General features: G+C 59.0%; 24 protein-coding genes and 5 pseudogenes. 16 read left to right on the forward strand and 13 right to left on the reverse strand.

Annotated elements, in window-relative coordinates; translation table 11 throughout:
• Nucleotides 1-46: 46 nt before the first annotated feature.
• From WLY71_RS12845 to WLY71_RS12855, 3 genes are all read left to right on the forward strand, one after another.
• Nucleotides 47-616, forward strand: a complete 570-nt coding sequence (locus WLY71_RS12845) for a GNAT family N-acetyltransferase (protein WP_134422406.1) — start codon at nt 47-49, stop codon at nt 614-616.
• Nucleotides 617-719: 103 nt separating this feature from the next.
• Nucleotides 720-1,589 (forward strand): acyl-CoA thioesterase II, encoded by an 870-nt coding sequence (tesB, locus tag WLY71_RS12850; RefSeq protein ID WP_008149206.1) that lies wholly within the window; start codon nt 720-722, stop codon nt 1,587-1,589.
• Nucleotides 1,586-2,179 (forward strand): HAD family hydrolase, encoded by a 594-nt coding sequence (locus tag WLY71_RS12855; protein ID WP_347803841.1) that lies wholly within the window; start codon nt 1,586-1,588, stop codon nt 2,177-2,179. Before tesB ends, WLY71_RS12855 begins: the two co-directional genes overlap by 4 nt.
• Nucleotides 2,180-2,286: 107 nt before the next feature.
• On the opposite strand, the gene WLY71_RS12860 is transcribed toward WLY71_RS12855, so the two are convergent.
• The 3 genes and pseudogenes from WLY71_RS12860 to WLY71_RS12870 all read right to left on the reverse strand — a co-directional run.
• Nucleotides 2,287-3,246 (reverse strand): alpha/beta fold hydrolase, encoded by a 960-nt coding sequence (locus WLY71_RS12860; RefSeq protein WP_347803842.1) that lies wholly within the window; start codon nt 3,244-3,246, stop codon nt 2,287-2,289.
• On the reverse strand, nt 3,247-4,134 hold the full coding sequence (gene ypfJ / locus WLY71_RS12865; protein WP_347803843.1) for a KPN_02809 family neutral zinc metallopeptidase: 888 nt from the start codon (nt 4,132-4,134) through the stop codon (nt 3,247-3,249).
• 324 nt (nt 4,135-4,458) lie between these two features.
• A pseudogene (locus WLY71_RS12870) lies at nt 4,459-5,010 on the reverse strand (FAD-binding protein); the annotation flags it as partial.
• A gap of 9 nt (nt 5,011-5,019) precedes the next feature.
• On the opposite strand from WLY71_RS12870, the pseudogene WLY71_RS31325 reads away from it, so the two are divergent.
• Together WLY71_RS31325 and WLY71_RS12875 are read left to right on the forward strand one after the other, a co-directional pair.
• A pseudogene (locus tag WLY71_RS31325) lies at nt 5,020-5,163 on the forward strand (hypothetical protein); the annotation flags it as partial.
• Between the two features lie 102 nt (nt 5,164-5,265).
• On the forward strand, nt 5,266-5,943 hold the full coding sequence (locus tag WLY71_RS12875; RefSeq protein WP_347803844.1) for a TetR/AcrR family transcriptional regulator: 678 nt from the start codon (nt 5,266-5,268) through the stop codon (nt 5,941-5,943).
• Between the two features lie 90 nt (nt 5,944-6,033).
• Here the strand turns inward: WLY71_RS12875 and WLY71_RS12880 are convergent.
• From WLY71_RS12880 to WLY71_RS12890, 3 genes and pseudogenes are all read right to left on the reverse strand, one after another.
• Nucleotides 6,034-6,429: pseudogene (locus WLY71_RS12880) on the reverse strand (shikimate dehydrogenase); the annotation flags it as partial.
• Nucleotides 6,429-6,722 (reverse strand): annotated as a pseudogene (locus WLY71_RS12885) (type II 3-dehydroquinate dehydratase); the annotation flags it as partial. The pseudogenes WLY71_RS12885 and WLY71_RS12880, both read right to left, overlap by 1 nt.
• Before the next feature lie 141 nt (nt 6,723-6,863).
• Entirely contained in the window at nt 6,864-7,775 is a 912-nt protein-coding gene (locus WLY71_RS12890; RefSeq protein WP_347803845.1) for a LysR family transcriptional regulator, read from the reverse strand.
• Between the two features lie 97 nt (nt 7,776-7,872).
• Between WLY71_RS12890 and WLY71_RS31330 the strand changes: the two are divergent.
• The 3 genes and pseudogenes from WLY71_RS31330 to WLY71_RS12905 form a co-directional block, all read left to right on the forward strand.
• A pseudogene (locus WLY71_RS31330) lies at nt 7,873-7,971 on the forward strand (tautomerase family protein); the annotation flags it as partial.
• Between the two features lie 213 nt (nt 7,972-8,184).
• On the forward strand, nt 8,185-8,613 hold the full coding sequence (locus tag WLY71_RS12900; protein WP_347803846.1) for a DUF4160 domain-containing protein: 429 nt from the start codon (nt 8,185-8,187) through the stop codon (nt 8,611-8,613).
• Complete coding sequence (locus WLY71_RS12905) at nt 8,610-9,056, forward strand: DUF2442 domain-containing protein (RefSeq protein WP_347803847.1); 447 nt, start codon at nt 8,610-8,612, stop codon at nt 9,054-9,056. Before WLY71_RS12900 ends, WLY71_RS12905 begins: the two co-directional genes overlap by 4 nt.
• Nucleotides 9,057-9,110: 54 nt before the next feature.
• Here WLY71_RS12905 and trmA read toward each other — a convergent pair whose 3' ends face one another.
• A complete protein-coding gene (trmA, locus tag WLY71_RS12910; protein ID WP_347803848.1) occupies nt 9,111-10,190 on the reverse strand; it encodes a tRNA (uridine(54)-C5)-methyltransferase TrmA in 1,080 nt (359 codons plus the stop codon).
• On the reverse strand, nt 10,187-11,482 hold the full coding sequence (locus WLY71_RS12915) for an NCS2 family permease (protein ID WP_347803849.1): 1,296 nt from the start codon (nt 11,480-11,482) through the stop codon (nt 10,187-10,189). Before WLY71_RS12915 ends, trmA begins: the two co-directional genes overlap by 4 nt.
• 214 nt (nt 11,483-11,696) lie before the next feature.
• Here WLY71_RS12915 and WLY71_RS12920 point away from each other — a divergent pair, with 214 nt between their 5' ends.
• Together WLY71_RS12920 and WLY71_RS12925 are read left to right on the forward strand one after the other, a co-directional pair.
• On the forward strand, nt 11,697-12,152 hold the full coding sequence (locus WLY71_RS12920; protein ID WP_347803850.1) for a DUF4879 domain-containing protein: 456 nt from the start codon (nt 11,697-11,699) through the stop codon (nt 12,150-12,152).
• A 66-nt stretch (nt 12,153-12,218) separates the two neighbouring features.
• Nucleotides 12,219-12,770, forward strand: a complete 552-nt coding sequence (locus WLY71_RS12925) for a DJ-1 family glyoxalase III (protein ID WP_347803851.1) — start codon at nt 12,219-12,221, stop codon at nt 12,768-12,770.
• 22 nt (nt 12,771-12,792) lie between these two features.
• On the opposite strand, the gene WLY71_RS12930 is transcribed toward WLY71_RS12925, so the two are convergent.
• Nucleotides 12,793-14,031 (reverse strand): MFS transporter, encoded by a 1,239-nt coding sequence (locus WLY71_RS12930; RefSeq protein WP_347803852.1) that lies wholly within the window; start codon nt 14,029-14,031, stop codon nt 12,793-12,795.
• Between the two features lie 360 nt (nt 14,032-14,391).
• Here WLY71_RS12930 and WLY71_RS12935 point away from each other — a divergent pair, with 360 nt between their 5' ends.
• From WLY71_RS12935 to WLY71_RS12945, 3 genes are read left to right on the forward strand one after another with little or no spacing between them, the layout of a single operon-like run.
• Nucleotides 14,392-15,831 carry a cytochrome ubiquinol oxidase subunit I gene (locus tag WLY71_RS12935; RefSeq protein ID WP_347803853.1) on the forward strand — a complete coding sequence of 480 codons (1,440 nt, stop codon included), beginning with the start codon at nt 14,392-14,394 and terminating at the stop codon, nt 15,829-15,831.
• Nucleotides 15,832-15,834: 3 nt separating this feature from the next.
• Nucleotides 15,835-16,842: a cytochrome d ubiquinol oxidase subunit II gene (cydB, locus tag WLY71_RS12940; RefSeq protein ID WP_140893751.1), complete on the forward strand. Its 1,008-nt coding sequence runs from the start codon at nt 15,835-15,837 to the stop codon at nt 16,840-16,842.
• A gap of 57 nt (nt 16,843-16,899) precedes the next feature.
• Complete coding sequence (locus WLY71_RS12945) at nt 16,900-17,070, forward strand: DUF2474 domain-containing protein (protein WP_082555883.1); 171 nt, start codon at nt 16,900-16,902, stop codon at nt 17,068-17,070.
• An 83-nt stretch (nt 17,071-17,153) separates the two neighbouring features.
• On the opposite strand, the gene WLY71_RS12950 is transcribed toward WLY71_RS12945, so the two are convergent.
• Both WLY71_RS12950 and WLY71_RS12955 read right to left on the reverse strand, forming a co-directional pair.
• Nucleotides 17,154-18,278 carry a methyltransferase gene (locus tag WLY71_RS12950; protein WP_347803854.1) on the reverse strand — a complete coding sequence of 375 codons (1,125 nt, stop codon included), beginning with the start codon at nt 18,276-18,278 and terminating at the stop codon, nt 17,154-17,156.
• A gap of 175 nt (nt 18,279-18,453) precedes the next feature.
• Complete coding sequence (locus WLY71_RS12955; RefSeq protein ID WP_347803855.1) at nt 18,454-19,185, reverse strand: helix-turn-helix transcriptional regulator; 732 nt, start codon at nt 19,183-19,185, stop codon at nt 18,454-18,456.
• A 343-nt stretch (nt 19,186-19,528) separates the two neighbouring features.
• On the opposite strand from WLY71_RS12955, the gene WLY71_RS12960 reads away from it, so the two are divergent.
• Complete coding sequence (locus WLY71_RS12960) at nt 19,529-20,305, forward strand: ferredoxin--NADP reductase (protein ID WP_347803856.1); 777 nt, start codon at nt 19,529-19,531, stop codon at nt 20,303-20,305.
• 34 nt (nt 20,306-20,339) lie between these two features.
• Here WLY71_RS12960 and mscL read toward each other — a convergent pair whose 3' ends face one another.
• Entirely contained in the window at nt 20,340-20,765 is a 426-nt protein-coding gene (mscL, locus tag WLY71_RS12965; protein ID WP_347803857.1) for a large-conductance mechanosensitive channel protein MscL, read from the reverse strand.
• Between the two features lie 637 nt (nt 20,766-21,402).
• Between mscL and radA the strand changes: the two genes are divergently transcribed.
• Nucleotides 21,403-22,770, forward strand: coding sequence for a DNA repair protein RadA (gene radA, locus WLY71_RS12970; protein WP_008149143.1), 1,368 nt, complete (start codon nt 21,403-21,405; stop codon nt 22,768-22,770).
• Between the two features lie 132 nt (nt 22,771-22,902).
• Here radA and WLY71_RS12975 read toward each other — a convergent pair whose 3' ends face one another.
• Nucleotides 22,903-23,271 (reverse strand): PilZ domain-containing protein, encoded by a 369-nt coding sequence (locus WLY71_RS12975; protein ID WP_150658218.1) that lies wholly within the window; start codon nt 23,269-23,271, stop codon nt 22,903-22,905.
• Nucleotides 23,272-23,429: 158 nt separating this feature from the next.
• On the opposite strand from WLY71_RS12975, the gene WLY71_RS12980 reads away from it, so the two are divergent.
• Nucleotides 23,430-23,893 (forward strand): carbon starvation CstA family protein (locus WLY71_RS12980; RefSeq protein WP_347803858.1); only part of this gene is annotated, 464 nt, incomplete at its 3' end.

Below are 23,893 nucleotides of genomic sequence, written 5' to 3' on the forward strand. Positions count from 1 at the left end.
GATCCTACCAGCGATGTAGACTTGCGGCATGGGAACGGGGGGCACGATGGAACCGATACTGGAACTCGAGAGCGCGCGACTGCTGTTGCGGCAGTGGCGCGATGAGGATTTGCCGGAGTTTGCGGCGATGTGCGCCGATCCACAGGTGATGCGATATTTTCCGGCGCCCTTGAGTCGACTGGAAAGTGCTTCATTGATCGGACGGATTCGTGGCCATTTTGCCGAGCATGGCTTCGGTCTCTGGGCGCTGGAGCGCAAGGACACCGGGGCGTTCATCGGTTTTACCGGGCTCGCAGAGGTCGGCTTCGACGCGCGTTTTACCCCGGCCACCGAAATCGGCTGGCGCCTGGCCCGCGAGCACTGGGGCCTTGGCTACGCCAGTGAAGCGGCGTGGACCGCTCTGCGCTGCGGGTTTGACCGGTTGGCGCTGAAAGAAGTCGTGTCCTTCACCACCGAAACCAACATGCCGTCGCAGAAAGTCATGCAGGCAATCGGCATGCACCATGATTCAGCCGATGATTTCGACCACCCGATGCTCGCGGCCGATCATCCCCTGCGTCACCATGCGCTGTACCGCATCACCCGTGAACAATGGCTGCAAACCTTGCATGGATAAGCCGGCACGGACGTTTACAATGGCTCCCATGGGCCCTGGCCAGAAATTGAATCGACCGTCGCAGCCAAGACTGCGCGGCATGCGTTGTGTGAGGAGAGTCTGAATGAGCCAAGTGTTGGATGATCTGGTTGACCTGCTGACCCTGGAACCGATCGAAGAAAACCTGTTCCGTGGCCGCAGCCAGGACCTGGGTTTTCGTCAGCTGTTCGGCGGTCAGGTGATCGGTCAGTCCCTGTCGGCGGCCAGTCAGACGGTCGAAGAAGCGCGCCACGTGCATTCGATGCACGGCTATTTCCTGCGTCCGGGCGATTCCGCGCTGCCTGTGGTTTATCAGGTTGATCGGGTGCGCGATGGTGGCAGTTTCAGCACGCGTCGGGTGACGGCGATCCAGAAGGGTAACCCGATTTTCACCTGCAGTGCGTCGTTCCAGTACGACGAAGAAGGCTTCCAGCACCAGGCCGAGATGCCGGTTGTGGTCGGCCCGGAAAACCTGCCGTCGGAGCTGGAACTCACTCAACAGCGCGCGCACCTGATTCCCGAGCACATGCGCGAAAAATTTCTGTGCCCGAAACCGATCGAGTTCCGACCGATCACCGAGAAAGATCCCTACAACCCGCAGCCGTCCGATCCGATCAAATACGTCTGGTTTCGCGCCGACGGTGCCTTGGCCGATTCCCCGGCGCTGCACAAATACCTGCTGGCTTATGCGTCGGACTTCGGCCTGTTGACCACGTCGATGCAGCCCCATGGCAAATCGGTTTGGCAGAAAGACATGCAGGTTGCCAGCCTCGATCACGCGCTGTGGTTCCATCAGGATCTACGTGCCGATGATTGGTTGCTGTATGCGATGGACAGTCCTTGGGCGGGCAACTCGCGCGGTTTCTCCCGTGGCAGCGTGTTCAACCGCGCCGGGCAATTGGTGGCTTCGGTCACGCAGGAAGGCCTGATTCGCCACCGCAAGGATTGGGCATGAGCCTGGCCGAGGTGCGGCACTGGGTGTTCGACATGGACGGCACCCTGACGGTGGCCGTGCATGACTTCGCGGCGATCCGCGTGGCGTTGGCGATTCCTGCCGAAGACGACATCCTCACCCACCTCGCCGCGCTCCCGGCCGATGAAGCCGCAGCCAAACATGCGTGGTTGCTGGAACACGAGCGGGACCTGGCGCTGGGTTCGAAAGCGGCACCGGGTGCGGTAGAACTGGTGCGTGAGCTGGCCGGGCGCGGTTATCGCCTGGGCATTCTCACGCGCAATGCTCGCGAACTGGCGCACGTCACGCTGGAGGCGATCGGCCTGGCCGACTGTTTTGCGGTGGAAGATGTGCTGGGCCGTGATGAAGCACCGCCAAAACCGCATCCCGGTGGTTTGCTGAAGTTGGCCCAGGCCTGGAATGTCCCGGCCAGTGAGATGGTGATGGTCGGCGATTACCGCTTTGATCTGGATTGCGGTCGGGCGGCAGGGACGCTGACGGTGTTGGTGAACCTGCCGGATAATCCTTGGCCGGAATTGACGGATTGGCATGCCGCCGATTGCGTGGCGTTGCGGGAAATGTTGTCGGCTTGAGGGCCTCATCGCGAGCAGGCTCGCTCCCACAGGGGATCTTCAGTGTTCACAAAACCAATGTGGGAGCGAGCCTGCTCGCGATGGCGTCAGGTCAGACGCCTCACAACTCACTGACCGAACAACGCCTTCTGCCCCTGCGGCGAGTTAAACATCCCATCCCCATCATGCCCGACCCCGGGCACTTCAATCAGCTGCTGATTCAAACCTTGAGGATGCAGCCGCTTCAGATAAGCAAAATAATTGCGCCCGCGAGCCAATCGATTGGCTCCCTGAGCTTGGGCCTCACAGCTTTTATCCAGCGCCGGCTGCTTAGGGTCGCTGTCCTGCTGCCCGAGTAGATAAACGACATCGCGTTTGACGTAGTTTTCCTCCAGCTGCTTGGCGGTTTGCCCTTCGGCATAGGCGGGTAAATTTGCCAGCCCATATTTCCAGCGATTGAAATTCGGGCAACCGGCGTGTTTGAACGCCACCGGCCGTCGTTCATCGAAGTACGCATAAGACGACGGGTTGGCAATGACGTAACGCACCTGTATGTCGGCCGCCTTGAGCGCTGGCTGATCGTGGCCCAGCAACGCGTATCGCTGCACCACCTGAGCGCCGCCGGAGTGACCGGCAATGACAATTTGCTTCACGTCCGGAAACTGTTTCCGGTCGCCGATTCGGGCGATGATTTCGTCGAGCGCCGCGTAGGAACTCATGGAAAACGGAGCGGTGGATAAACCGCCCGCCATCCAGTCATTGCCCTGCCAGCGCAATACGCTGTCAGCCACGGGATGGGCCGCGACGTCGGTGTCATTGAGAAATTGCGGGGCGATCACCAAGGTACTCGCGGTTTGCCCGGCCTGTTCGGCCGCGTGCACGGCGCTCTGGCGATAGGTATCGGCATTGCGCAATCGACCATGGATGATGATCAGCACGCGTTCGATTTTCGTCGGCGCCGGGCCGATGCCCACCGCGATTTCACCTGAAGTCAACAGCAGGCGTCCGGGGCTGACGTCCTTGACCGCATGCTCGGCAGCCTGTGCGCTTGCGCAGGTGATCAGTAGAGCTAACAGCCACTTATTCATTTATAGGTTTTTCGCTGCAAAGGTGTCGCACTGGCCGACCTGGCCTTGCGCGAATCCGGTTTTGAACCAGCGCACCCTTTGCGCCGATGTACCATGAGTAAACGAATCCGGCACCACGCGCCCCTGACCTTGCTGCTGCAAACGGTCATCGCCGATGGCATTGGCGGCGTTCAAGGCTTCTTCGATGTCACCGGGTTCCAGCCAGTTCAGCCGTTTCTGCGCATTATTGGCCCAGACTCCGGCCAGGCAATCGGCCTGCAGTTCCTGGCGTACCAGCAAACCACCGTCGCCTTCCATCTGCCGACCCTGTTGGCGGGCGGTCTGAATCTTCGCCGAAACACCGAGCAAGGTCTGCACATGGTGTCCGATTTCGTGAGCGATCACGTAGGCCTGAGCGAAGTCGCCAGCGGCGGAAAAACGTTGGGACATTTCCTGGAAGAAACTCATGTCCAGGTAGACCTTCTGGTCCGCCGGGCAATAGAACGGGCCCGTCGCCGAACTGGCCAGACCGCAGGCCGAGTTGACGCGGTTGCTGAACAGCACCAGGGTCGGCTCCTTATATTGACGACCGGCCTGCTGGAAAATCTGACCCCAGGTGTCTTCGGTATCGCCGAGGATCGAGCGCACGAACTCGGCTCCTTCATCAGTGGCCGGTGGCGCCTTGCGGGTTTGAGTCGGTGCCGGTGCCGATTGCTCGCTCATTTGTCCGGTCAGTTGCCCGAGGATTTGCATCGGGTCCTGGCCGGTGATCCAGCCGATCCCGACGATCAAGATAATCGCCGTCAGGCTCAGGCCCTTGCCGCCACCGAAGCGCATCCCGCCACCGCCGACACCACCACCACGGGCATCGACCACGTTGTCGCTGCGTCGGCCTTTTTTCCATAGCATGTGGGAACCCTCTGATTGTCCGTGGGATGAGTGTTGCTGCTGAGTGGGAGCGGCGCCAGTCCGGTCGTCCATCTTTTGTTGCGCACAGCAGCCTTCCCGGCAACCTGTGGTGGCTGGCCGGGAGTCTTCCAGACTCGTATTGAACACGGGCAACCCATCTAATTCCTTCAAGCGACGGGTTTTTTTCGAGCAGGCGACCGCCTGCTTCGAGGGAATCACTGGTCGAACGCATCCCACACCGGCGCAAAGTCCGGATTGAGCTGGCGCTCGCGTTCGTTCAAACCCTGTGCGTTAACGATGCGCTGCATGGTCGATCTCCTGTTTTTAAGCGGTAATACCGGCGATATGTCGCGCGGCGATGTAGCCGAAGGTCAGCGCCGGGCCAAGATTGATGCCGCCGGCGGGGTAGTGCCCGCCCATGATGCTGGCCATGTCACTGCCTGCTGCGTACAACCCGGTGATGGTTGCCGGTTTTCAGATAGCCGCTGCGGACAAAGGATGACAGCGGCACCGGAAACGGCCGAGAGATACCCAGACCATAACGCCGCTGAAAGCCATGAGTGCAGACCAGCCAGGAGGCGACCGCTTCGCCTTTCGGGGCGGCGGCGACCATGGCCGTCACATAGTCGTAGTAGCCGTTGGCTTCGTTGACAAAGCGCTGGCCGTTGCTCAACACGCCATGATCCCCGGTTTGCCGCGCTCGATGATGTGCGGGAAGTGGCCGAGGCTGCCGTCCTTGTGTGGCACTTGCGAAACCGGTGCCCAGGCCACGGGGGAGGCCATGTCGGTGTTGACTCGGGCGCCAGCGCTTTCATCCAGTCGCAAGCCATCGCCGGCTACGCCGAGGGGCGGCAGAAACCTGCGGCTTTCACCTGTCGACCAAATACCGAACCGTTCGAAGGACGTTTCTTCTTCGAGATCATCCAGCGCAAGAACGGTTACGCAAGTTACGGCGCAGCCAACGTCGCGGTGCGACTGGCGGCCATCGCCAAGTCTCGAAGCGGTGCCGTACGTCAGGCAAAGTTGTAGGAAAATCGTAAACACGGATACAAACCGCTGCCGCGCGGCTTCCTTCACTGTGCGGCGCGGCCCATAATCGCCAACCTGTGCAGTGATGGCCGTGAGCCCGCAATGACGATAACTTCAGAACTCTCCGCAGTGCCCGACGAGCCGATTGTCGAGCCGCGCAAGAGTCGCAAGAACAACCCGGAAAAGACCCGCGAGAATATCCTTCAAGAGGCGATTGTCGAGTTCGTCCAGCAGGGGCTTTCCGGCGCTCGCGTCGATGCGATTGCCGAGCGCATCCACACCTCAAAACGCATGATCTATTACTACTTCGGCAGTAAGGAACAGCTCTACGTCGAGGTGCTGGAGAAACTCTACGGCGATATCCGCAGCACCGAAAACCGTCTGCACCTGGCCGAACTGGCGCCGGTGGAGGCGATTCGGCGGCTGGTGGAATTCACCTTCGATCACCATGATCACAATGTCGATTTCGTGCGTATCGTCAGCATCGAGAACATTCACAACGCTGAATACGTGAAGCGCTCCGATGCGATCAAGGCGATGAACAACACTATTCTCGATTCACTGGGCGAGATTTTACGTCGCGGTGCTGAAGAAGGTGTATTCCGATCCGGGCTCGAGCCGTTGGATGTGCATCTGCTGATCAGCTCGTTCTGCTTCTATCGCGTGTCGAACCGCCATACTTTCGGTGAGATCTTTCAGGTCGACTTGCCGGACGAAAGCATCAAGCAGCGTCATCGAGAGATGATTTGCGAGTCGGTTTTGCGGTATCTTGAGGCCTGATTCATTTTAAAAGATCGCAGCCTGCGGCAGCTCCTACAGAATGTGCGCCATCCATTGTAGGAGCTGCCACAGGCTGCGATCTTTTGATGTTTAACCATTCATGCTCTGAAAATGCTCGAGCATCCGCTGCGCATCCGGCACCACGCCGCTGAACAACTCAAACGCCTTCACCGCCTGAAACACGGCCATGTTGCCGCCATCCAGCGTTCGGCAACCCAACGCGCGGGCGTTGCGCAGCAGATCGGTTTCCAGCGGGAAGTAAACAATCTCCGCCACCCATAACTCACCTCGAAGCAGCTCCACCGGCACTGGCATGCCCGGCAGTTTTTTCATGCCCATGGGGGTGGTGTTCACCAGACCGTCAGCCTGGGCCAGGGTGCTCGGCAAATCATGGCCCGCCACCGCCCGGCCGACGCCGAAATGTTGATTGAGGTTGTCCGCCAGGCTCTGGGTGCGGCTGATCTCCACGTCGAAAATGTTCAGAAGAGCACCGGCAATTCGCTGGCGACCAGGGCATCGCGGATCGCGACCGAGGTGTGGGTCCAGGCGGCCGGGTTGATGACGATCCCGGCGCAACGGCCGCGGGCGGCGTGAATCCAGTCGAGCAGTTCGCCTTCATGATTGGTCTGGCGAAATTCCACCGCCAGGCCGAACTCTTCGGCGGCACGACCGCACATCGCTGAGATGTCGGCCAGTGTTTCGCGGCCGTAAGTCGCCGGCTCACGGGTGCCGAGCAGGGTCAGATTCGGGCCGTTGAGCACCAGAACGATAGGGGGCATCGGAGTCTCTCCACTTATTATTTTTGGCATTGGTCGAGGGTTTCAGCCTGTTGAGATAAATTGTACTAGCAGGTTAATTTGGTCAATTGAAGAGGCGGTCCGCAGGGTTATTGTGTGCGGTGATCGGACGGTTTTGGCTTTTCAGCGAGGCAGATGCTCCACCAGAAAATCGATGAACGCCCTTAAACGCAACGGCATATGGCGAGTTTGCGGGTAGAGCAGAGTGAACGGTCGCGAGCGTCCGCCATACGGCTTGAGCACTTCCACCAGCGAGCCATCGGCCAGTTCGTTTTCGACGATGAAGCGATAGGTCTGGAACAGTCCCGCGCCATGTTTGGCCAGGGTCACGCCGCCCAGCACATCGTCGGAACAACTGAGATTGCCCTCGGCCAGAATCTCCCGGTGCACGCCATTGTCGTTGAACAGCCAGGCAATCCGCCGACCGCTGCTGGGCAATTCGTACTGGATGCACTCGTGCTGTTTAAGATCATCCAGCGTTTGTGGAATGCCCGCGTGCTTGAGGTAGTCAGGACTGGCAATCATCAAAAGCGCGGCGTCTTCCAACTGTCGGGCGATCAGGCCGGAATCCGGAATCGCCCGCACGCGGATCGCCATGTCATAGCCTTCACCGACGAAATCGATGTTGCGATTACTGATGTGCGACTCGACCTTCACCAATGGGAAGCGTGCCCGAAATTCAGGGAGCAACGGCAGGATGCGGTGGTGGGCATAGGTGGTGGGAATGCTGATGCGCAAGGTGCCGGAAGGCTGTTGCTGCTGACCCATGACCTCACGCTGGGCCTCGACCAATTGCGCCAGCGCCTGGCGACACTCCTCGTAATACCGCCGACCACTGTCGGTCAGTTTGACGCTGCGGGTGGTGCGGGCGAACAACCGCACGCCCAGGCGTTCCTCCATGCGCGACACCGAACGGCTCACGGCGGCGGGCGTCACGCCGGCCACCAGCGCGGCGGCGGTAAAACTGCCGGCTTCGGCCGCCAGACAAAACAGTTCGATGCTGCCCAGCTGAAGATCGTCGAATTGTCGCTGCATGATTGATTACACCGGGGATCAAATAAAGTGTGTGAGTCAGTACTTATCAGATGCCTGCACACAGATACAGTGAGTTCGTGATGAGCAGCGGCAGCCTCCGGAGCTGACCCACATTGTGATCGAGGAAGTCGACACGGATAACTGGGGGTATGCGGGCATCACCACCACCGAATATCGAAAAAAACAGTCGGGTTGATTTCCTGACAAGCCAAGACAGCCGTCCTCGAGACGGCTTTTTTGTCGGCGCGAGGAAAGGATTGCTTACCATTTTGCGGTGTTCTCCACCGGCTCGAGCCGAGCCTTGGCGCTAGTCTCAAAAGTCGCAGTGATGATTCAACACAGCGCCAGTTATCGGATTTTCCAAGGAATGTCGGGTCTTCGGGCTCATTAACCTAACGGATGGGTTAGCATGAGATTATTCAGCTACAAAGGGTTTTCAATGGTGATCATGTTGCGCGATGAGCACTGCCCGCCGCATGCACATGTGGATACCGGAACCTGGAGTGCGCGCTTCAAATTCAGCTTCTGGCACAACAGTGTCGAGCTGTGGGACGTGGTTCCTCATTCTCGCAGGCCACCTGTGGCGGTGCTGGAAGGGTTGCGTCACGCGCTCGGACAACCCGCTCATTTGCGCCGCGCTCGGTGTATCTGGTGGGACAAGCTGCACACGGTCTGCCTCGATCATCAGATATGGGACTGGCAAACCAGCGAAGTCGTGGTGGTAAAAAGGGTCGCCAGTACGACCTGCATGATTGGCTCGGCTTGCTATGAGCCCGAGGCGAACAAGACCCTACTGGCGCTGATGGGCGTTCCGGAGGGCGTGGAGATCGAACTATGAAAACGATAACAGCAAAAATGTTGGTGGATCGGCCCGTAACCGAAGCCGTGCTGGATGAAGCCATCCAGCGTGGCCAAGTGCGCCACAAAGGCGGTCTGCGGGCGACTTCGGTGACCTTTGTGGAACCGTGCCTGGCGGTCAGTTTCATTGATGGCAGTGGCGTGCTGTTGCCCGTGCAGCACTATTCGGAGTTCGATGATTTCGACGTCGAGGATTTCGCAGACCTGAAAGTCGGCTTTTCCGGGACAGCCCTTTGCCACCAGGGCAAGGATCTGCAGGTCTCCATCGCCGGGATGGTTTCGGCCAGCAAGCCGCTGATGGATATGGCCGCGTCGGTTATCGCCTCGCGTAATGGTCGCCAAAGCAGCGCCGCCAAAGCAGAGGCTGCGCGGGCGAATGGCCGTAAGGGCGGGCGTCCGCGCAAGACAGATATCCCCCTTTAAGCACGCACAAAAAAGCCGTCGTGATGACGGCTGATTTGTATCTGGCGCCAGCAATTACCGGCGGGTCAACAACACCCCCGATTCCATGTGATGGGTCCACGGGAACTGGTCGAACATTGCGCATCGGGTGATGCGATGGGTGTCGTGCAACTGGGCGATGTTGGCCGCCAGGGTTTCCGGGTTGCAGGAGATGTAGAGGATGTTGTCGAAGCGACGGGTCAGCTCGCAGGTGTCCGGATCCATGCCGGCGCGAGGCGGATCGACGAAGACGCTACCGAACTCGTAGCTCTTCAGATCGATACCGTGCAGACGACGGAATGGACGAACTTCGTTCAGGGCTTCGGTCAGCTCCTCGGCGGACAAGCGCACCAGGGTAACGTTATCCACAGCGTTTTCGCTGAGATTGCTCAACGCGGCGTTGACCGACGCCTTGCTGATTTCGGTGGCCAGCACTTTGCGCACACGCGTCGCGAGCGGCAAGGTGAAGTTGCCATTGCCGCAATACAGCTCCAGCAAATCGTCGGGGCGATCACCGAGTGAGTCGTAAGCCCAGTTGAGCATCTTCTGGTTCACGGTGCCGTTGGGCTGGGTGAACGCGCCTTCCGGCTGGCGATAGCTGAAGGTGCGACCGCCGACGTCCATCTGCTCGACCACGTAATCGTGACCGATCACTTCGCGTTTGCCCTTGGAGCGGCCGATGATGCTGACGTTCAGGTCGGCTGCCAGTTTCGACGCCGCCGTGTGCCAGTGCTCGTCCAGCGGGCGGTGATAACACAGCGTGATCATCGCATCGCCGGCCAGGGTGGTCAGGAACTCCACCTGAAACAGCTTGTGGCTCAGGGCCGCACTGGCTTGCCACGCTGCCTTCAGCTGCGGCATCAACTCGTTGATGCGCAGGCTGGCGATCGGGAATTCTTCGATCAGGATCGGCGTGCGCTTGTCTTCCTGGGAAAACATCGCGTAGTGACGCTCACCGGCTTCGCGCCACAGGCGGAATTCGGCGCGCAGGCGGAAGTTTTTCAGCGGCGAGTCGAACACCGCAGGTTCTGGCGCACCGAACGGGGCCAACAGGTCCCGAAGGCGCGTGACCTTCTCTTCGAGCTGAACGGCGTAAGCCTGGGAATCAAAAGTCATGCGTTGAACCAACCCAACTTGATCACGAACAGAATCGACAGAATCACCAGTGCCGAGTTCAGCTCGCGGCCGCGACCGGACAGCAACTTGATTGCAGTCCAGGAGATGAAACCGAAGGCGATGCCGTTGGCGATGGAATAAGTGAACGGCATGGCCAGAGCAGTGACCACGACCGGTGCGGCGACGGTGATGTCGTCCCAGTCTATTTCGGCCAGGCCGGATGTCATCAATACCGCGACGAACAGCAGTGCAGGTGCGGTAGCAAAGGCTGGAACACTGGCCGCCAATGGCGAGAAGAACAGCGCCAACAGGAACAGAATCGCCACGACAACAGCGGTCAGGCCGGTGCGGCCACCGGCACTCACGCCGGCTGCGGATTCGATGTAGCTGGTGGTGGTCGAAGTGCCCAGCAGCGAACCGGCCATGGCCGCGGTACTGTCGGCGATCAGGGCACGGCCCATTTTCGGCATGTGGCCATCCTTGCCCATCAGGCCGGCGCGCTTGGCAACGCCGATCAGGGTGCCGGAGTTGTCGAACAGGTCGACGAACAGGAAGGCGAAGATCACGCTGACCAGCCCGATGTCCAGGGCGCCTTTGATGTCCAGTTGCAGGAAGGTCGGGGCCAACGACGGCGGCATCGACATCACGCCACCGAACGGGGTGAAGCCCATCACGATCGAAACGATGGTCACCGCCAGAATGCCGATCAGTACCGCGCCGCGCACTTTAAGCGCTTCAAGTGCCACGATCAGGGCAAAGCCGAGGGTCGCGAGGATCGGGGCCGGTTGTTTCAAATCGCCGAGGCCGACCATGGTCGCCGGGTTGCTGACCACGATGCCGGCGTTGTGCAGGGCGATCAGGGCCAGGAACAGACCGATACCGGCGGCAATCGCCGAGCGCAGCGGCAACGGGATGCTGTTGATGATCCATTCGCGGATGCGGAAGATCGACAGCAGGAAGAACAGCACCGCAGAGATGAACACCGCCCCCAGCGCTACTTGCCAGGTGTGGCCCATGTGCAGGACCACGGTGTAGGTAAAGAAGGCGTTCAGGCCCATGCCCGGCGCGAGAGCGATCGGGTAGTTGGCGATCAGGCCCATCACCGTGGAGCCGATGGCGGCTGCCAGACACGTGGCGACGAACACCGCGCCCTTGTCCATGCCGGTCTCGCCGAGGATGCTCGGGTTGACGAACAGAATGTAGGCCATGGCCAAAAAGGTCGTGACGCCCGCCAGAATCTCGGTCCGCACGTTGGTGTTGTGTGCCTTGAGTTGAAACAGCCTTTCCAGCATGTCTGCTCCCCGTGGCGCGCCAGGCGCCGTGAATGTATCGACCCCAACAGCAAAGCACAGACCGCTGCTGGCGCCTGGTAATTTTCTGTGGGTCGGAAAAAGCCGCGCATCATACCAGCAGCGTGGGGCTATGGCTGCTTATGGCTGCGATCGTCGTCGATGTTTTGCGGTAAAGCCAAGTGCGCCATACTGCGCGCTGGTTTTGGGGGTACTTATGTATTGCATGAATAAACGTCTGATTGCCGTATTCGCAATGGCGATCGCCTTGTTCCTGGGGGCACACACCGCCTCGGCTGCATCGGCGGCGCCGTTGAGTCAGGTGAAGGTACTCAAGGTCGAGTCGCCGGGCTGTGGCTTTGAAGACATTGCGCTGGGGCAAGAGCAAACCCGCTGCAATCACAGCGGACCGAACATCAAGGTCTACGTGCTGGAAATCGGTTACGGTCGTGGCGCGCATGTCGGGCTGGACGGTTTTGAGGTGAACGGCACCCGGACCCCGGTCTGTGCTTTTGATAACGGCAATCTGACCGATTGCACCCCAGGGAAAAAAACCGTCGGCTATCTGTATGTCTTCGATCTGGCGGGTAAACAGGAAGGCACGTTCACCTTCAGCAACACGTCGATCAACGCGCCAGGCAATACGCTGTCGACGCAGCTTTACATCAAGTAACGGCGGGCTTGAACAAGGGGCAGGAAAGCTGACTACGCTTTAAAGATCATCCAGTGGACTGTGCCCATGACCTTTAGAGCTCTGATTACCCTCGCCGAGGGCATCGATGACCTGCAATCAGTGACCCTGATCGATGTGTTGCGCCGCGCCAAGGTTGAACTGGTGGTGGCCAGCATCGAAGGGCGGCGCATGCTCACCTGCGCGCGCGGCACCCGAGTGACGTCCGATGCGATGCTGGTAGACGTGCTGGCACAGCCGTTCGATCTGATCGTCCTGCCCGGCGGTGCCGTAGGGGCGCAACATCTGGCGGCGCATCAACCCCTGCAACAATTGATCAAGGATCAGGCGGCGGCCGGGCGCCTGTTCGCCGGCATCGCCGAGGCCCCGGCGCTGGCGCTGCAAGCCTTTGGCGTACTGCGTCAGCGGCGCATGACCTGCCTGCCATCGGCCAGCCATCAACTGTTGGGGTGCAACTTCGTCGATCAACCGGTGGTGGTCGATGGCAACTGCATCACTGCCCAAGGTTCAGGGGCGGCGTTGCAATTCGCCCTGACGCTGGTGGAACAACTCTGCGGCAAAGCCAGGCGAGCGGCGGTGGCGGGGGAGTTGGTGCTCTAGAGAGTCCTCCGGACAAACTGCTTCAGGCCTTCACTTCTTCCACCGGCACATGCATGCGGTCGCGGTTGGCCAGGGTCGGGAACAGTTTGATCCACGCCCCGGTCACCACCAACGTGCCAATACCGCCCATGACCACCGCTGGCACGGTGCCGAACCAATGGGCGGTCAAGCCGGATTCAAACTCGCCCAACTGGTTCGAAGCGCCGATGAACAGACCGTTCACTGCACTGACCCGGCCGCGCATTTCGTCCGGGGTTTCCAGTTGCACGAAGGAGGCGCGGATCACCATGCTGATCATGTCCGCCGCGCCCAACACCACCAACACCGCCAGGGAAAACCAGAACGAGGTCGACAGGCCGAACGCAATGGTCGCGACACCGAACACACCCACAGCGGTGAACATGACCCGTCCGACTTTGCGCTCCACGGCAAATCTCGCCAGGTACAGCGACATCAGCAGCGCACCGACTGCCGGCGCTGAACGCAGCAGGCCCAGGCCCCAAGGTCCGGTCAGCAGAATGTCCTTGGCGAACACCGGCAGCAACGCCGTCGCGCCACCGAGCAGGACGGCAAACAGATCCAGAGAAATCGCCCCGAGAATGTCCGGACGACTACGAATGAAGCGGATGCCCGCCAGCAGCGAATCCAGGGTTGCCTTGCCCTTGTTCAGCGGTGTCTGCCGTGCAGGCAGGTTGAGCATCAGCATGCAGGCGATGATGTAGAGGATCACCGTCGGGCCATAGACCCAGACGCTGCCAAAGGCGTATAGCAACCCACCGAGGGCCGGGGCAACGATAGTCGCCGATTGCTGTGCGGATTGGGCGGCGGCGACCGCGCGGGGGAACAGCGCGCTGGGCACGATGCTCGGCAACAAGGCCTGAGTGGTCGGCATTTCGAAGGAGCGGGCGGCACCGAGCAGGAACGCGAGGATGAAGATCATCTCCCGGGTGACATTGTCGGTCGCGCTACCGATGGCCAGCGACAGGGCGATCAACGCTTGCAGGGACTGACAGATTGCCGCGACCTTGCGCCGGTCATAGCGTTCCGCGACATGCCCGGTGTGCAGCATGAACAGCACTCGCGGGGCAAACTCCACCAGACCGACCAAGCCCAGATCGAGCACATTGCCGGTCAGTTGGTAGAGGTTCCAGCCAATGGCCACCGTGAGCATCTGGAAACCGCTGGCGGTAAATACCCGAGCCAGCCAGAACGCGATAAATGGGCGGTGATGACGTAACAGCAAGGGCGCTTGGCTGGGCATCTGAGGGCCGGTCTTGAGCGGGGGGAGGGTCGAGATTATCACCAAGCTGTAACCAAAAGTTGCAGGGTTGGGAAATTTCGTTAGCTAGACACCGATATGCTGGCCCGCATCGGTGAGGCAACCTGTCACGCGGCAAAAGACCACACCGTCCATCGCCAAAAATGGGACTACTCTTTTAACGTTGCTTGATCCAGATCAAGACCGCTCGTGGAATTGATCCGGCGGCCAGATGGCCAGACTCCCTACGTTGTGATGTTTGTAAAAAAAGAACGAATTCAAATTCGCCACACTCCATATCCGTGGGGGCAGTGGGTGTAGGCCACAAGCCTTCAGCCGGTATTACCTGACAGAGGAAGACTTATGTTCGGTTTGGAGGCACTTGATCTCGCCCGGATTCAGTTCGCGTTCACCATTTCGTTTCACATTCTATTTCCCGCCATCACCATTGGCCTGGCAAGTTACCTTGCGGTGCTCGAAGGTCTGTGGCTGAAAACCCATAACGACACGTACCGCGATCTGTACCACTTCTGGTCGAAGATCTTTGCGGTCAACTTCGGCATGGGCGTGGTCTCCGGACTCGTCATGGCCTATCAGTTCGGCACCAACTGGAGCCGCTTCTCGGACTTCGCCGGCTCCGTGACCGGGCCGCTGCTGACGTACGAAGTGCTCACAGCGTTCTTCCTCGAAGCCGGTTTCCTCGGTGTCATGCTGTTCGGCTGGAACAAGGTCGGGCGCAATCTGCACTTCTTCGCCACGGTCATGGTCGCCATCGGCACACTGATCTCGACCTTCTGGATTCTCGCTTCCAACAGCTGGATGCAGACCCCGCAAGGCTACGAAATCGTCAATGGCCAGGTGATTCCGGTGGACTGGCTGGCGGTGATTTTCAACCCGTCGTTCCCTTACCGTCTGTTACACATGTCGACGGCGGCGTTTGTCGCGACTGCTTTCTTCGTTGGTTCCTCGGCGGCCTGGCATTTACTGCGCGGCAAGGACAACCCGGCGATCCGCACCATGCTCTCGATGGCCATGTGGATGGCCTTGATCGTGGCGCCGATTCAAGCGGTCATCGGTGACTTTCACGGCCTCAACACGCTCAAGCATCAGCCGGCGAAAATCGCTGCGATCGAAGGTCATTGGGAAAACCACGGCGATGAGCCGACCCCGCTGATCCTGTTCGGCTGGCCGGACATGAAAGAAGAACGGACCAAATTCGCTGTAGAGATCCCGTATCTGGGCAGCCTGATCCTCACGCACTCGCTGGACAAACAGGTCCCGGCGCTCAAGGAATTCCCGCCTGAAGACCGACCGAATTCGACTATCGTGTTCTGGTCGTTCCGGATCATGGTCGGCCTGGGTTTCCTGATGATCTTCACCGGTTTGTGGAGCCTGTGGCTGCGTAAACGCGACAAGCTCTATACCTCCCGGCCGTTCCTTTATCTGGCGTTGTGGATGGGGCCGTCCGGCCTGATCGCGATCCTCGCCGGTTGGTTTACCACTGAAATCGGCCGTCAACCGTGGGTGGTCTACGGGTTGATGCGCACGGCGGACGCCTCCTCCAATCACAGCTTCATGCAGATGAGCATCACGCTGATTCTGTTCGTGGTGGTGTACTTCGCGCTGTTTGGTGCCGGGCTTGGCTACATGATGCGCCTTGTGCGCAAAGGGCCGAAGATCGACGAAGGCAAGGAAACGCCCGAGGGCGGTCCAGGCAAGAAACGCACACCGGCCCGGCCGCTGTCCGCCGCCGATGACAACGGTGACGGCGACCACAGCCCCAGCCTGACCAAGGAGATTTGACTCATGGGTATTGATCTTCCGCTGATCTGGGCCGTGATCATCATCTTCGGCATCATGATGTACGTGGTCATGGACGGTTTCGATTTGGGGATCGGGATTCTCTTCCCGTTCATTCCGGGCAAGACCGACCGTGACGTCATGATGAACACCGTCGCGCCGGTCTGGGACGGTAACGAAACCTGGCTGGTGCTGGGCGGTGCAGCGTTGTTCGGTGCCTTCCCGCTGGCGTATTCGGTGGTGCTCTCGGCGTTGTACCTGCCGCTGATTTTTATGCTGATCGGGCTGATCTTCCGCGGCGTGGCCTTCGAGTTCCGCTTCAAGGCCAAGGATGACAAGCGCCACCTCTGGGACAAGGCCTTCATCGGGGGCTCGATCGCTGCAACGTTCTTCCAGGGTGTGGCCTTGGGGGCGTTCATCGATGGGTTTTCAGTGGTAAACCGTCAGTTTGCCGGTGGCTCACTGGACTGGTTCACCCCGTTCACAATGTTCTGTGGCGCAGCGCTGGTGGTGGCTTACGCGCTGCTCGGTTGCACCTGGCTGATCATGAAGACCGAAGGCAAGTTGCAGGAGCAGATGCATCACCTGGCACGACCACTGGCCTTCGTGGTGTTGGCGGTAATTGGGATTGTCAGCATCTGGACACCCCTGGCCCACGCCGATATTGCGGCTCGCTGGTTCACCCTGCCGAACCTGTTCTGGTTCCTGCCGGTGCCGATTCTGGTGCTGGTGACCATGTACGGTCTGATCCGCGCGGTGGCTCGCAATGCGCACTACACGCCATTCCTGCTGACGCTGGTGCTGATCTTCCTCGGCTACAGCGGTTTGGGCATCAGCCTGTGGCCGAACATCGTGCCGCCGTCGATCTCGATCTGGGACGCCGCCGCACCGCCGCAAAGCCAGGGCTTCATGCTGGTGGGCACGTTGTTCATCATCCCGTTCATCCTGGGTTACACCTTCTGGAGCTACTACGTGTTCCGCGGCAAGGTCACCCACGAAGATGGCTATCACTAGAGCACGCGACAGTGGCGCAGGGCTGAGACCTGCGTCATTTCGTCAGAGGAGATTGCGATGAAGGCGGGTAAACATTCCTTGCAGGAAATCGAAGCAGCAGAGAAAAAGCCGCTCTGGCAGCGACTCGGCTGGCTGGCGATGATCTGGACCGGCAGCGTTGTGGCGCTGTTCATCGTGGCCAGCCTGATGCGCATGTTCATGAATGCCGCGGGCCTGACGACCCACTGATTTTTTTGCACCTGATCCCATCCCGTTGCCGTGCGGCACGGATCTACAACCCTCCTTTGCTGGAGGGTTTTTTTTGCCTGGGATTATTTTCGGGCTTTAAGGATCACGAACTTGGGTGTGGCCGCCACTTGCTCGACGCCGCGGAACAACCGCGCGAGCTTGCTGTGATAACCCAGATGACGGTTGCCGACGATGTACAGCGCGCCGCCCACCACCAGCGCCTCTCGGGCCTGCTGGAACATGCGCCAGGCCAGGAAGTCGCCGACGACTTGTTGTTGGTGAAACGGTGGGTTGCACAGTACGACGTCCAGAGACTGAGGTTCCTGACCCGCCAAACCATCGCCGGCACGGACAACCACTTCCCGGTCACCGAGCGCCGTGCGCCAGTTTTCAGCCGCCGATTGCACGGCCATGAACGACTCGTCCACGAGCGTGTAGTGGGCCTCGGGGTTTTGCAGGGCGCTGGCGATGGCCAACACCCCATTGCCACAACCGAGGTCGGCAACCCGCGCTGAGCCGAGGTTCTTTGGCAGGTGCGGCAAAAACGCTCGCGTGCCGATGTCCAGGCCTTCGCGGCAGAACACATTGGCGTGATTCAGCAGTTCGATCTCAGGGGCGTCGAGTCGATAACGGGTCGGGTAGGGGGACACGACGGGTGCTTTGACCTCAGCGGTCGCGATCAATAGCCGAGCCTTCTTCACCGCCAACGAGGCTTGCACCGGCCCGATGTAGCGTTCCAGCAGATCGCCCGCGGCGCGGGGCAAATGCTTGATCATCGCCGCCGCAATCACCTGGGCTCCCGGCGCCAGTTGACCCTGCAAACGAATCAGTTGTTCTTCCAGCAAGGCGAGGGTTTTCGGGACCCGGATCAGTACCCGGTCAAAGGGGCCTGAAAAGGCTTCGCTGGCAGGTACGCTTGGCACCGCATCAAACGCCTGGCCGTTACGGATCAGATTTTTTTCCAGTCCCTGAAAGGCCAGGAACGAGTCACCGCTGCTGGTCACTTGAACCTTGCCCGCCAGGCTGGCAGCCAATGCGCCAAAGCTGTCGTTGAGCACCAAAACCCGAGTGTCGGCCGAGGGCTGTTGGTCAGCCAGATGGGTGAGCAGGTATTCGTCTGCGGCATCAAACGCCTGCAGCGGTTCGTTCTGCTGTTCGGGCTGGCGGATCAGGTCGAGTCGGGCGAAGGGTGTTTCGAGCAAGGGCATGAGGCGGGGCTCTGGGTAATCAACGGGGTCATCAACAGGTGTCCCGCGGCCCAAGGGCGTTGTAGCGGGCGAAACCGTCCGAGTGTACTTCGTCGTGAAGGTTCACACGTCATCACTCAGGAGGGACCGCAAATGGTACGTTTTTTTCTTTTGGATTACTTGCAGGTTTTTTGGGTCAGCGTATCGCGCTGCTGTTGAGAATACCGTCCTTGGTGGCGGCGATGACTGCCGAAATCTTGTTATGGACCCCGAGCTTCAGAATGGCGCTTTGCACATGGAAATTGACCGTGCGTGCGCTGAGGTTAAGGATTCTGGCACTCTCATACGCAGTCTTGCCATCAGCCGCCAGTTTCAATACATCGATCTCGCGGGGGGACAAATGCGGCACGGGTGGCTTCATCGATTTCCTGGGCAGTGTCTGTGCGATCAACGCATGCAGATGGCGCCCGATGAACACTGAAAAACCGAGATTTTCATACAGTTCAAACGCAGTGATCGGGGAATGGCTTCTGGCCAGGCTCAGAATGCTGGAAACACCACTGTCCTCGTCATGGACCGATTGTGACCAGCCGTGCTGCAATCCTTGTTTCTCAAGCGCATCCCACAAGCACGGGGTCTTGGAAAAAAGTTCTTCGCTCCATAGGACAGGCAGCCTGGAGTGATTGCAGTGAGCCACTATTGGGTCTATTGCACCGAAATTTTTTTGTTCATATTCAATGTTCCAGTCCGTAGGGTAGTTGTTGAGCTGGACTGTATTGAAGTGGTCAGTTTTTGTTGGGTATGTTATTGAAAAGGCAAAAAATTTAAAGCCTATATTTTTCGCGAAACCCAGTGAAATCCGGTAGGCAGTCTCAATCTCCGTTGTCCGCGATAATTGGTTGAGTTGTGATTCCTTCCACCTCTCCATAGTGTCTCTCCAGATGTGACGTTACATGGGGCTGCCGTTTTGGATCCAAGATCCGGCACGAACCGAGTGTAGGATGTTTCCTATGAAGGTGTTGAGAATTTTTGGCTTTGTTTGTGATTTTTAAACAAGTATCTGGTTCTAACGTTAGGGAGTACTGATATGGATAACGAAAGGTCGGGCTTACTATAAAAGCCTTGGATTTATGCGTTAACTGGATAGTTAATGTTAAGTCGTACTATGAAATCAATGCGGATGAGTCCCCGGCTAAAGCCACTACAAATCACCGGTGTTTAAGCCCTCCGCTTTGCGGGACACTGTGGCTATCTGTTGAATGGAGCACCCCATGACCGCCAGTGCAGAAAAATTCACTCGCCAGACCTTGCTCGACGTCCAGTCGCTGACCCCCAGTCTGTTCACCCTGCGGACCACCCGGGATCCGGGTTTTCGTTTTCGTGCAGGGCAATTCGCCCGGCTGGGCGTTACCAAGGCTGACGGCAGCACCGTATGGCGGGCCTATTCTATGGTGTCGTCGCCCTATGACGAGTTCCTCGAATTCTTTTCCATTGTGGTGCCGGGGGGGGAGTTCACCAGTGAGCTGAGTCGGCTCGGAGTCGGCGATACGCTGCTGGTCGAGCGTCAGGCCTTCGGTTACCTGACGCTGGATCGCTTTGTCGACGGCCGTGATCTCTGGTTGTTATCCACAGGCACCGGCCTGGCGCCGTTTCTGTCGATCCTGCAGGACTTCGAGGTCTGGGAGAAATTCGAACGAATCATCCTGGTCTACAGTGTGCGCGAAGCCCGGGAACTGGCTTATCAGGACCTCGTCAGCGGGTTGGCCCTGCGCGACTATTTAGCGGAGTTTGCGCACAAGCTGCAGTTCATCACCACGGTCACGCGCGAGCAGCATCATGGCGCTCTGAGCGGCCGGATCACTGCGCTGATCGAAAATGGCGAGCTGGAGCGGGCGGCAGGCCTGGCGCTGACGGCCGAGCACTCAAGGGTCATGCTTTGCGGCAATCCGCAGATGATCGATGACACGCGCAAATTGCTCAAACAGCGCCATATGCACTTGAGCCTCAGTCGCCGACCCGGGCAAGTGGCGGTGGAAAACTACTGGTAAAAAAAACGGCGTCTCAAGGGCGCCGTTGCTTGTTTTACTGACCTGTTGAGGGCCGGTTGTTCTGAGCCTTGAGCAGATCGCGGATCTCTTCCAGCAGCTCTTCTTCCTTGGACGGAACCGGCGGCAGCGTTGGCGCAACGGCCTCTTCGCGTTTCAGGCGGTTGATGGCTTTGACGCCCATGAAGATCGCGAAGGCGACGATGATGAAGTCAATCATGCTCTGGATGAATTTACCGTACGCCAGCGCCACCGCCGGGATGTCCCCGTTGGCTGCTTTGAGCGTAATGGCCAGGTCACTGAAATCCACCCCACCGATCAGCAGGCCAATGGGTGGCATGACCACGTCGCCTACAAACGATGAAACGATCTTGCCGAAGGCGGCGCCAATGATGATACCGACGGCCATGTCGACCACATTACCTTTGACCGCGAAGGCCTTGAACTCACTTATCACGCCCATAGGTTATTTCCTTGTTACAGATGAGGTTGGTGAGCGCAGTGTAAATCAGCACGATGCATTCTGCTCGAAACAACTGCTTACACAGCTTGCCGGCTAGCGACCTTCTCAGCGGTAAAAAGTTTGAAATTGCCACTGCTCTTGTTCGGGGTAGCCGCTTTAACGTAGGGCGCTCCAGCGCGCCCGCAGGACATTTTACCCATCGATCGCTCGTCTCTGCTGAGTGGAGGGAGATGCAGGATAAAAACATAGAAAGTAGGGGCTTTAGCATCACTGGTTGATGCAAGGGCAATGTGCGGTATATGAAGTTTTATGTTAATGGTTTGCAGGGTGTACGGACTCGCACCTCAAACAAACTCCCTGTGTTAGATGGTGAGAATGCCATTTTATTGCCATTAGCTTGGATTGTACGTTCAAGTTCTGAATGACAAGGATTTGTACACGTTTGATTTTTGTTTCATGGGGCGAGACTAATGTCGGGTTGGATATGTTTGGAGTCGTTGTACAGGTTTTCATAGTTAGTAATGCCGTGTATGTATTCCAGGGCTGAACAAGTTTCTACCGAAGATTCGCTGGGTAACTTCGGCGTACTGATCCGCTCCAGCTGAGCTATCATCGCGTTTTTTTGCCGGGAGTTCAGATGGCCAAGGCCAAGCGCATGTACGGCTGCACCGAGTGCGGCTCAACCTTCCCCAAGTGGGCCGGCCAATGCGGCGAGTGCGGGGCCTGGAACACCCTGACTGAAACCATGGTTGAGAGTGGCGGTGCCGCAGCCCCCAGCGGTCGCACCGGCTGGACCGGTCAACAGGCACAGATCAAGACCCTGGCCGAAGTCAGCGTCGAAGAAATCCCGCGTTTTTCCACAGCGTCCAGCGAGCTCGATCGGGTGCTGGGCGGTGGTCTGGTAGACGGCTCGGTGGTGCTGATCGGCGGTGATCCGGGCATCGGCAAATCGACCATTCTGCTGCAAACCTTGTGCAACCTCGCCAAAGTCATGCCAGCACTGTACGTCACCGGCGAAGAATCCCAGCAGCAAGTGGCCATGCGCGCCCGTCGTCTCGGCTTGCCTCAGGATCAACTGCGGGTGATGACCGAAACCTGCATCGAGACCATCATCGCCACCGCCCGGCAGGAAAAACCCAAGGTGATGGTGATCGACTCGATCCAGACGATCTTCACCGAGCAGCTGCAATCGGCACCGGGCGGCGTGTCCCAGGTCAGGGAAAGCGCGGCGTTGCTGGTGCGCTATGCGAAGCAGAGCGGCACGGCCATTTTCCTGGTCGGTCACGTGACGAAAGAAGGTGCATTGGCCGGGCCGCGAGTGCTGGAGCACATGGTCGACACGGTTCTGTATTTCGAAGGCGAATCCGATGGGCGCTTGCGTTTGCTGCGGGCGGTGAAGAACCGTTTCGGCGCCGTCAACGAACTGGGCGTATTCGGTATGACCGACAAGGGGCTGAAAGAAGTCTCCAACCCTTCGGCGATTTTTCTCACCCGTGCGCAGGAAGAAGTGCCGGGCAGTGTGGTCATGGCGACGTGGGAAGGGACGCGACCGATGCTGGTGGAAGTCCAGGCGCTGGTGGACGACAGTCACCTGGCCAATCCACGTCGGGTAACGCTGGGGCTGGACCAGAATCGACTGGCGATGTTGTTGGCGGTGCTGCACCGTCACGGCGGCATTCCGACCCACGATCAGGATGTGTTTCTCAACGTGGTTGGCGGGGTGAAGGTGCTGGAAACGGCCTCCGATCTGGCGCTGATGGCGGCGGTCATGTCCAGTTTGCGCAACCGGCCACTGCCCCACGATCTCCTGGTGTTCGGCGAAGTCGGGCTTTCCGGCGAAGTACGCCCGGTGCCGAGCGGCCAGGAACGCTTGAAAGAAGCCGCCAAGCACGGCTTCAAACGCGCCATCGTGCCCAAGGGCAATGCGCCTAAAGAGGCGCCACCGGGGTTGCAGATTATTGCCGTAACGCGTTTGGAGCAGGCGCTGGACGCTCTGTTCGAATAACCTTCCAGATAGAACACAATCCTTGTGGGAGCGAGCCTGCTCGCGAAAGCGGTATGCCAGTCGACTTAAATGTTGAATGTCAGACCGCATTCGCGAGCAAGCTCGCTCTCACATTGGAATGGGGATTGGCCCTCAGACTTCAATCAGTGCACCCAACTCCCGCTCCAGCTCCTGCGGATCGCCAAGGTTGAGTTCAACCAATCGCCGCAAGCGTTCGATGGATTCCAGGCTGATATGTCGGCAGACGAAGCCGAGCTGACCATGATCATCGTGGGTCAGTTGCACATCCATCTTGATGGCGACGTCCTCGTTGAGATGAATATCCACCAGGAAATGCCACTCCCGATTCCCCAGCCACGGTTCGGGCTTTTCGATCAACAGTCCCTTCAGTGATAGGTCGATCAACTTCACCGGCCAGATGAATTCCCCCTGACTCAGTTCGGTTCGGGCATCGAACGCAATACGTTTGAAGCGGCGGCGATCGGCAGGGTGCTCGCTCATGGCGCAATCCTCGTAAGTGTTCGCTGACTATAGACCCGCATTGTCAAAGGCTGCCAGCAAAGTGATGGCTCAACCCATGTCGGGGGATGGCCTTTGCGGCCGTTAGCGCTAAACTCGGGATGGCTGTCTTTCTTGTCCACCCTGGCTGGAATCATAAAATGAAAAATAATAATAGCCTGCTACGCCACCTACCCTGGCTGCTGCTGGCAATCGTAGGGGCGTGCGCCCTAGGGGTAGTGGCATTGCGCCGAGGCGAGGCGATCAACGCCTTGTGGATTGTGGTCGCCGCCGTGGCCATCTATCTGGTTGCGTATCGTTACTACAGTCTGTTCATCGCTAACAACGTGATGCAGCTCGACCCGCGACGGGCCACCCCCGCCGTGCTCAACAATGACGGTCTGGACTACGTCCCCACCAACAAACACATCCTCTTCGGTCACCACTTCGCAGCCATCGCTGGCGCAGGGCCGCTGGTCGGTCCGGTTCTGGCGGCGCAGATGGGTTACCTGCCCGGGACGCTGTGGCTGATTGCCGGCGTGGTGCTGGCGGGTGCCGTTCAGGACTTCATGGTCCTGTTCATGTCCACCCGCCGCAACGGCCGTTCCCTGGGCGACATGGTCCG

This window comes from Pseudomonas rossensis, from assembly GCF_039888995.1.
Classification (GTDB): domain Bacteria; phylum Pseudomonadota; class Gammaproteobacteria; order Pseudomonadales; family Pseudomonadaceae; genus Aquipseudomonas; species Aquipseudomonas rossensis.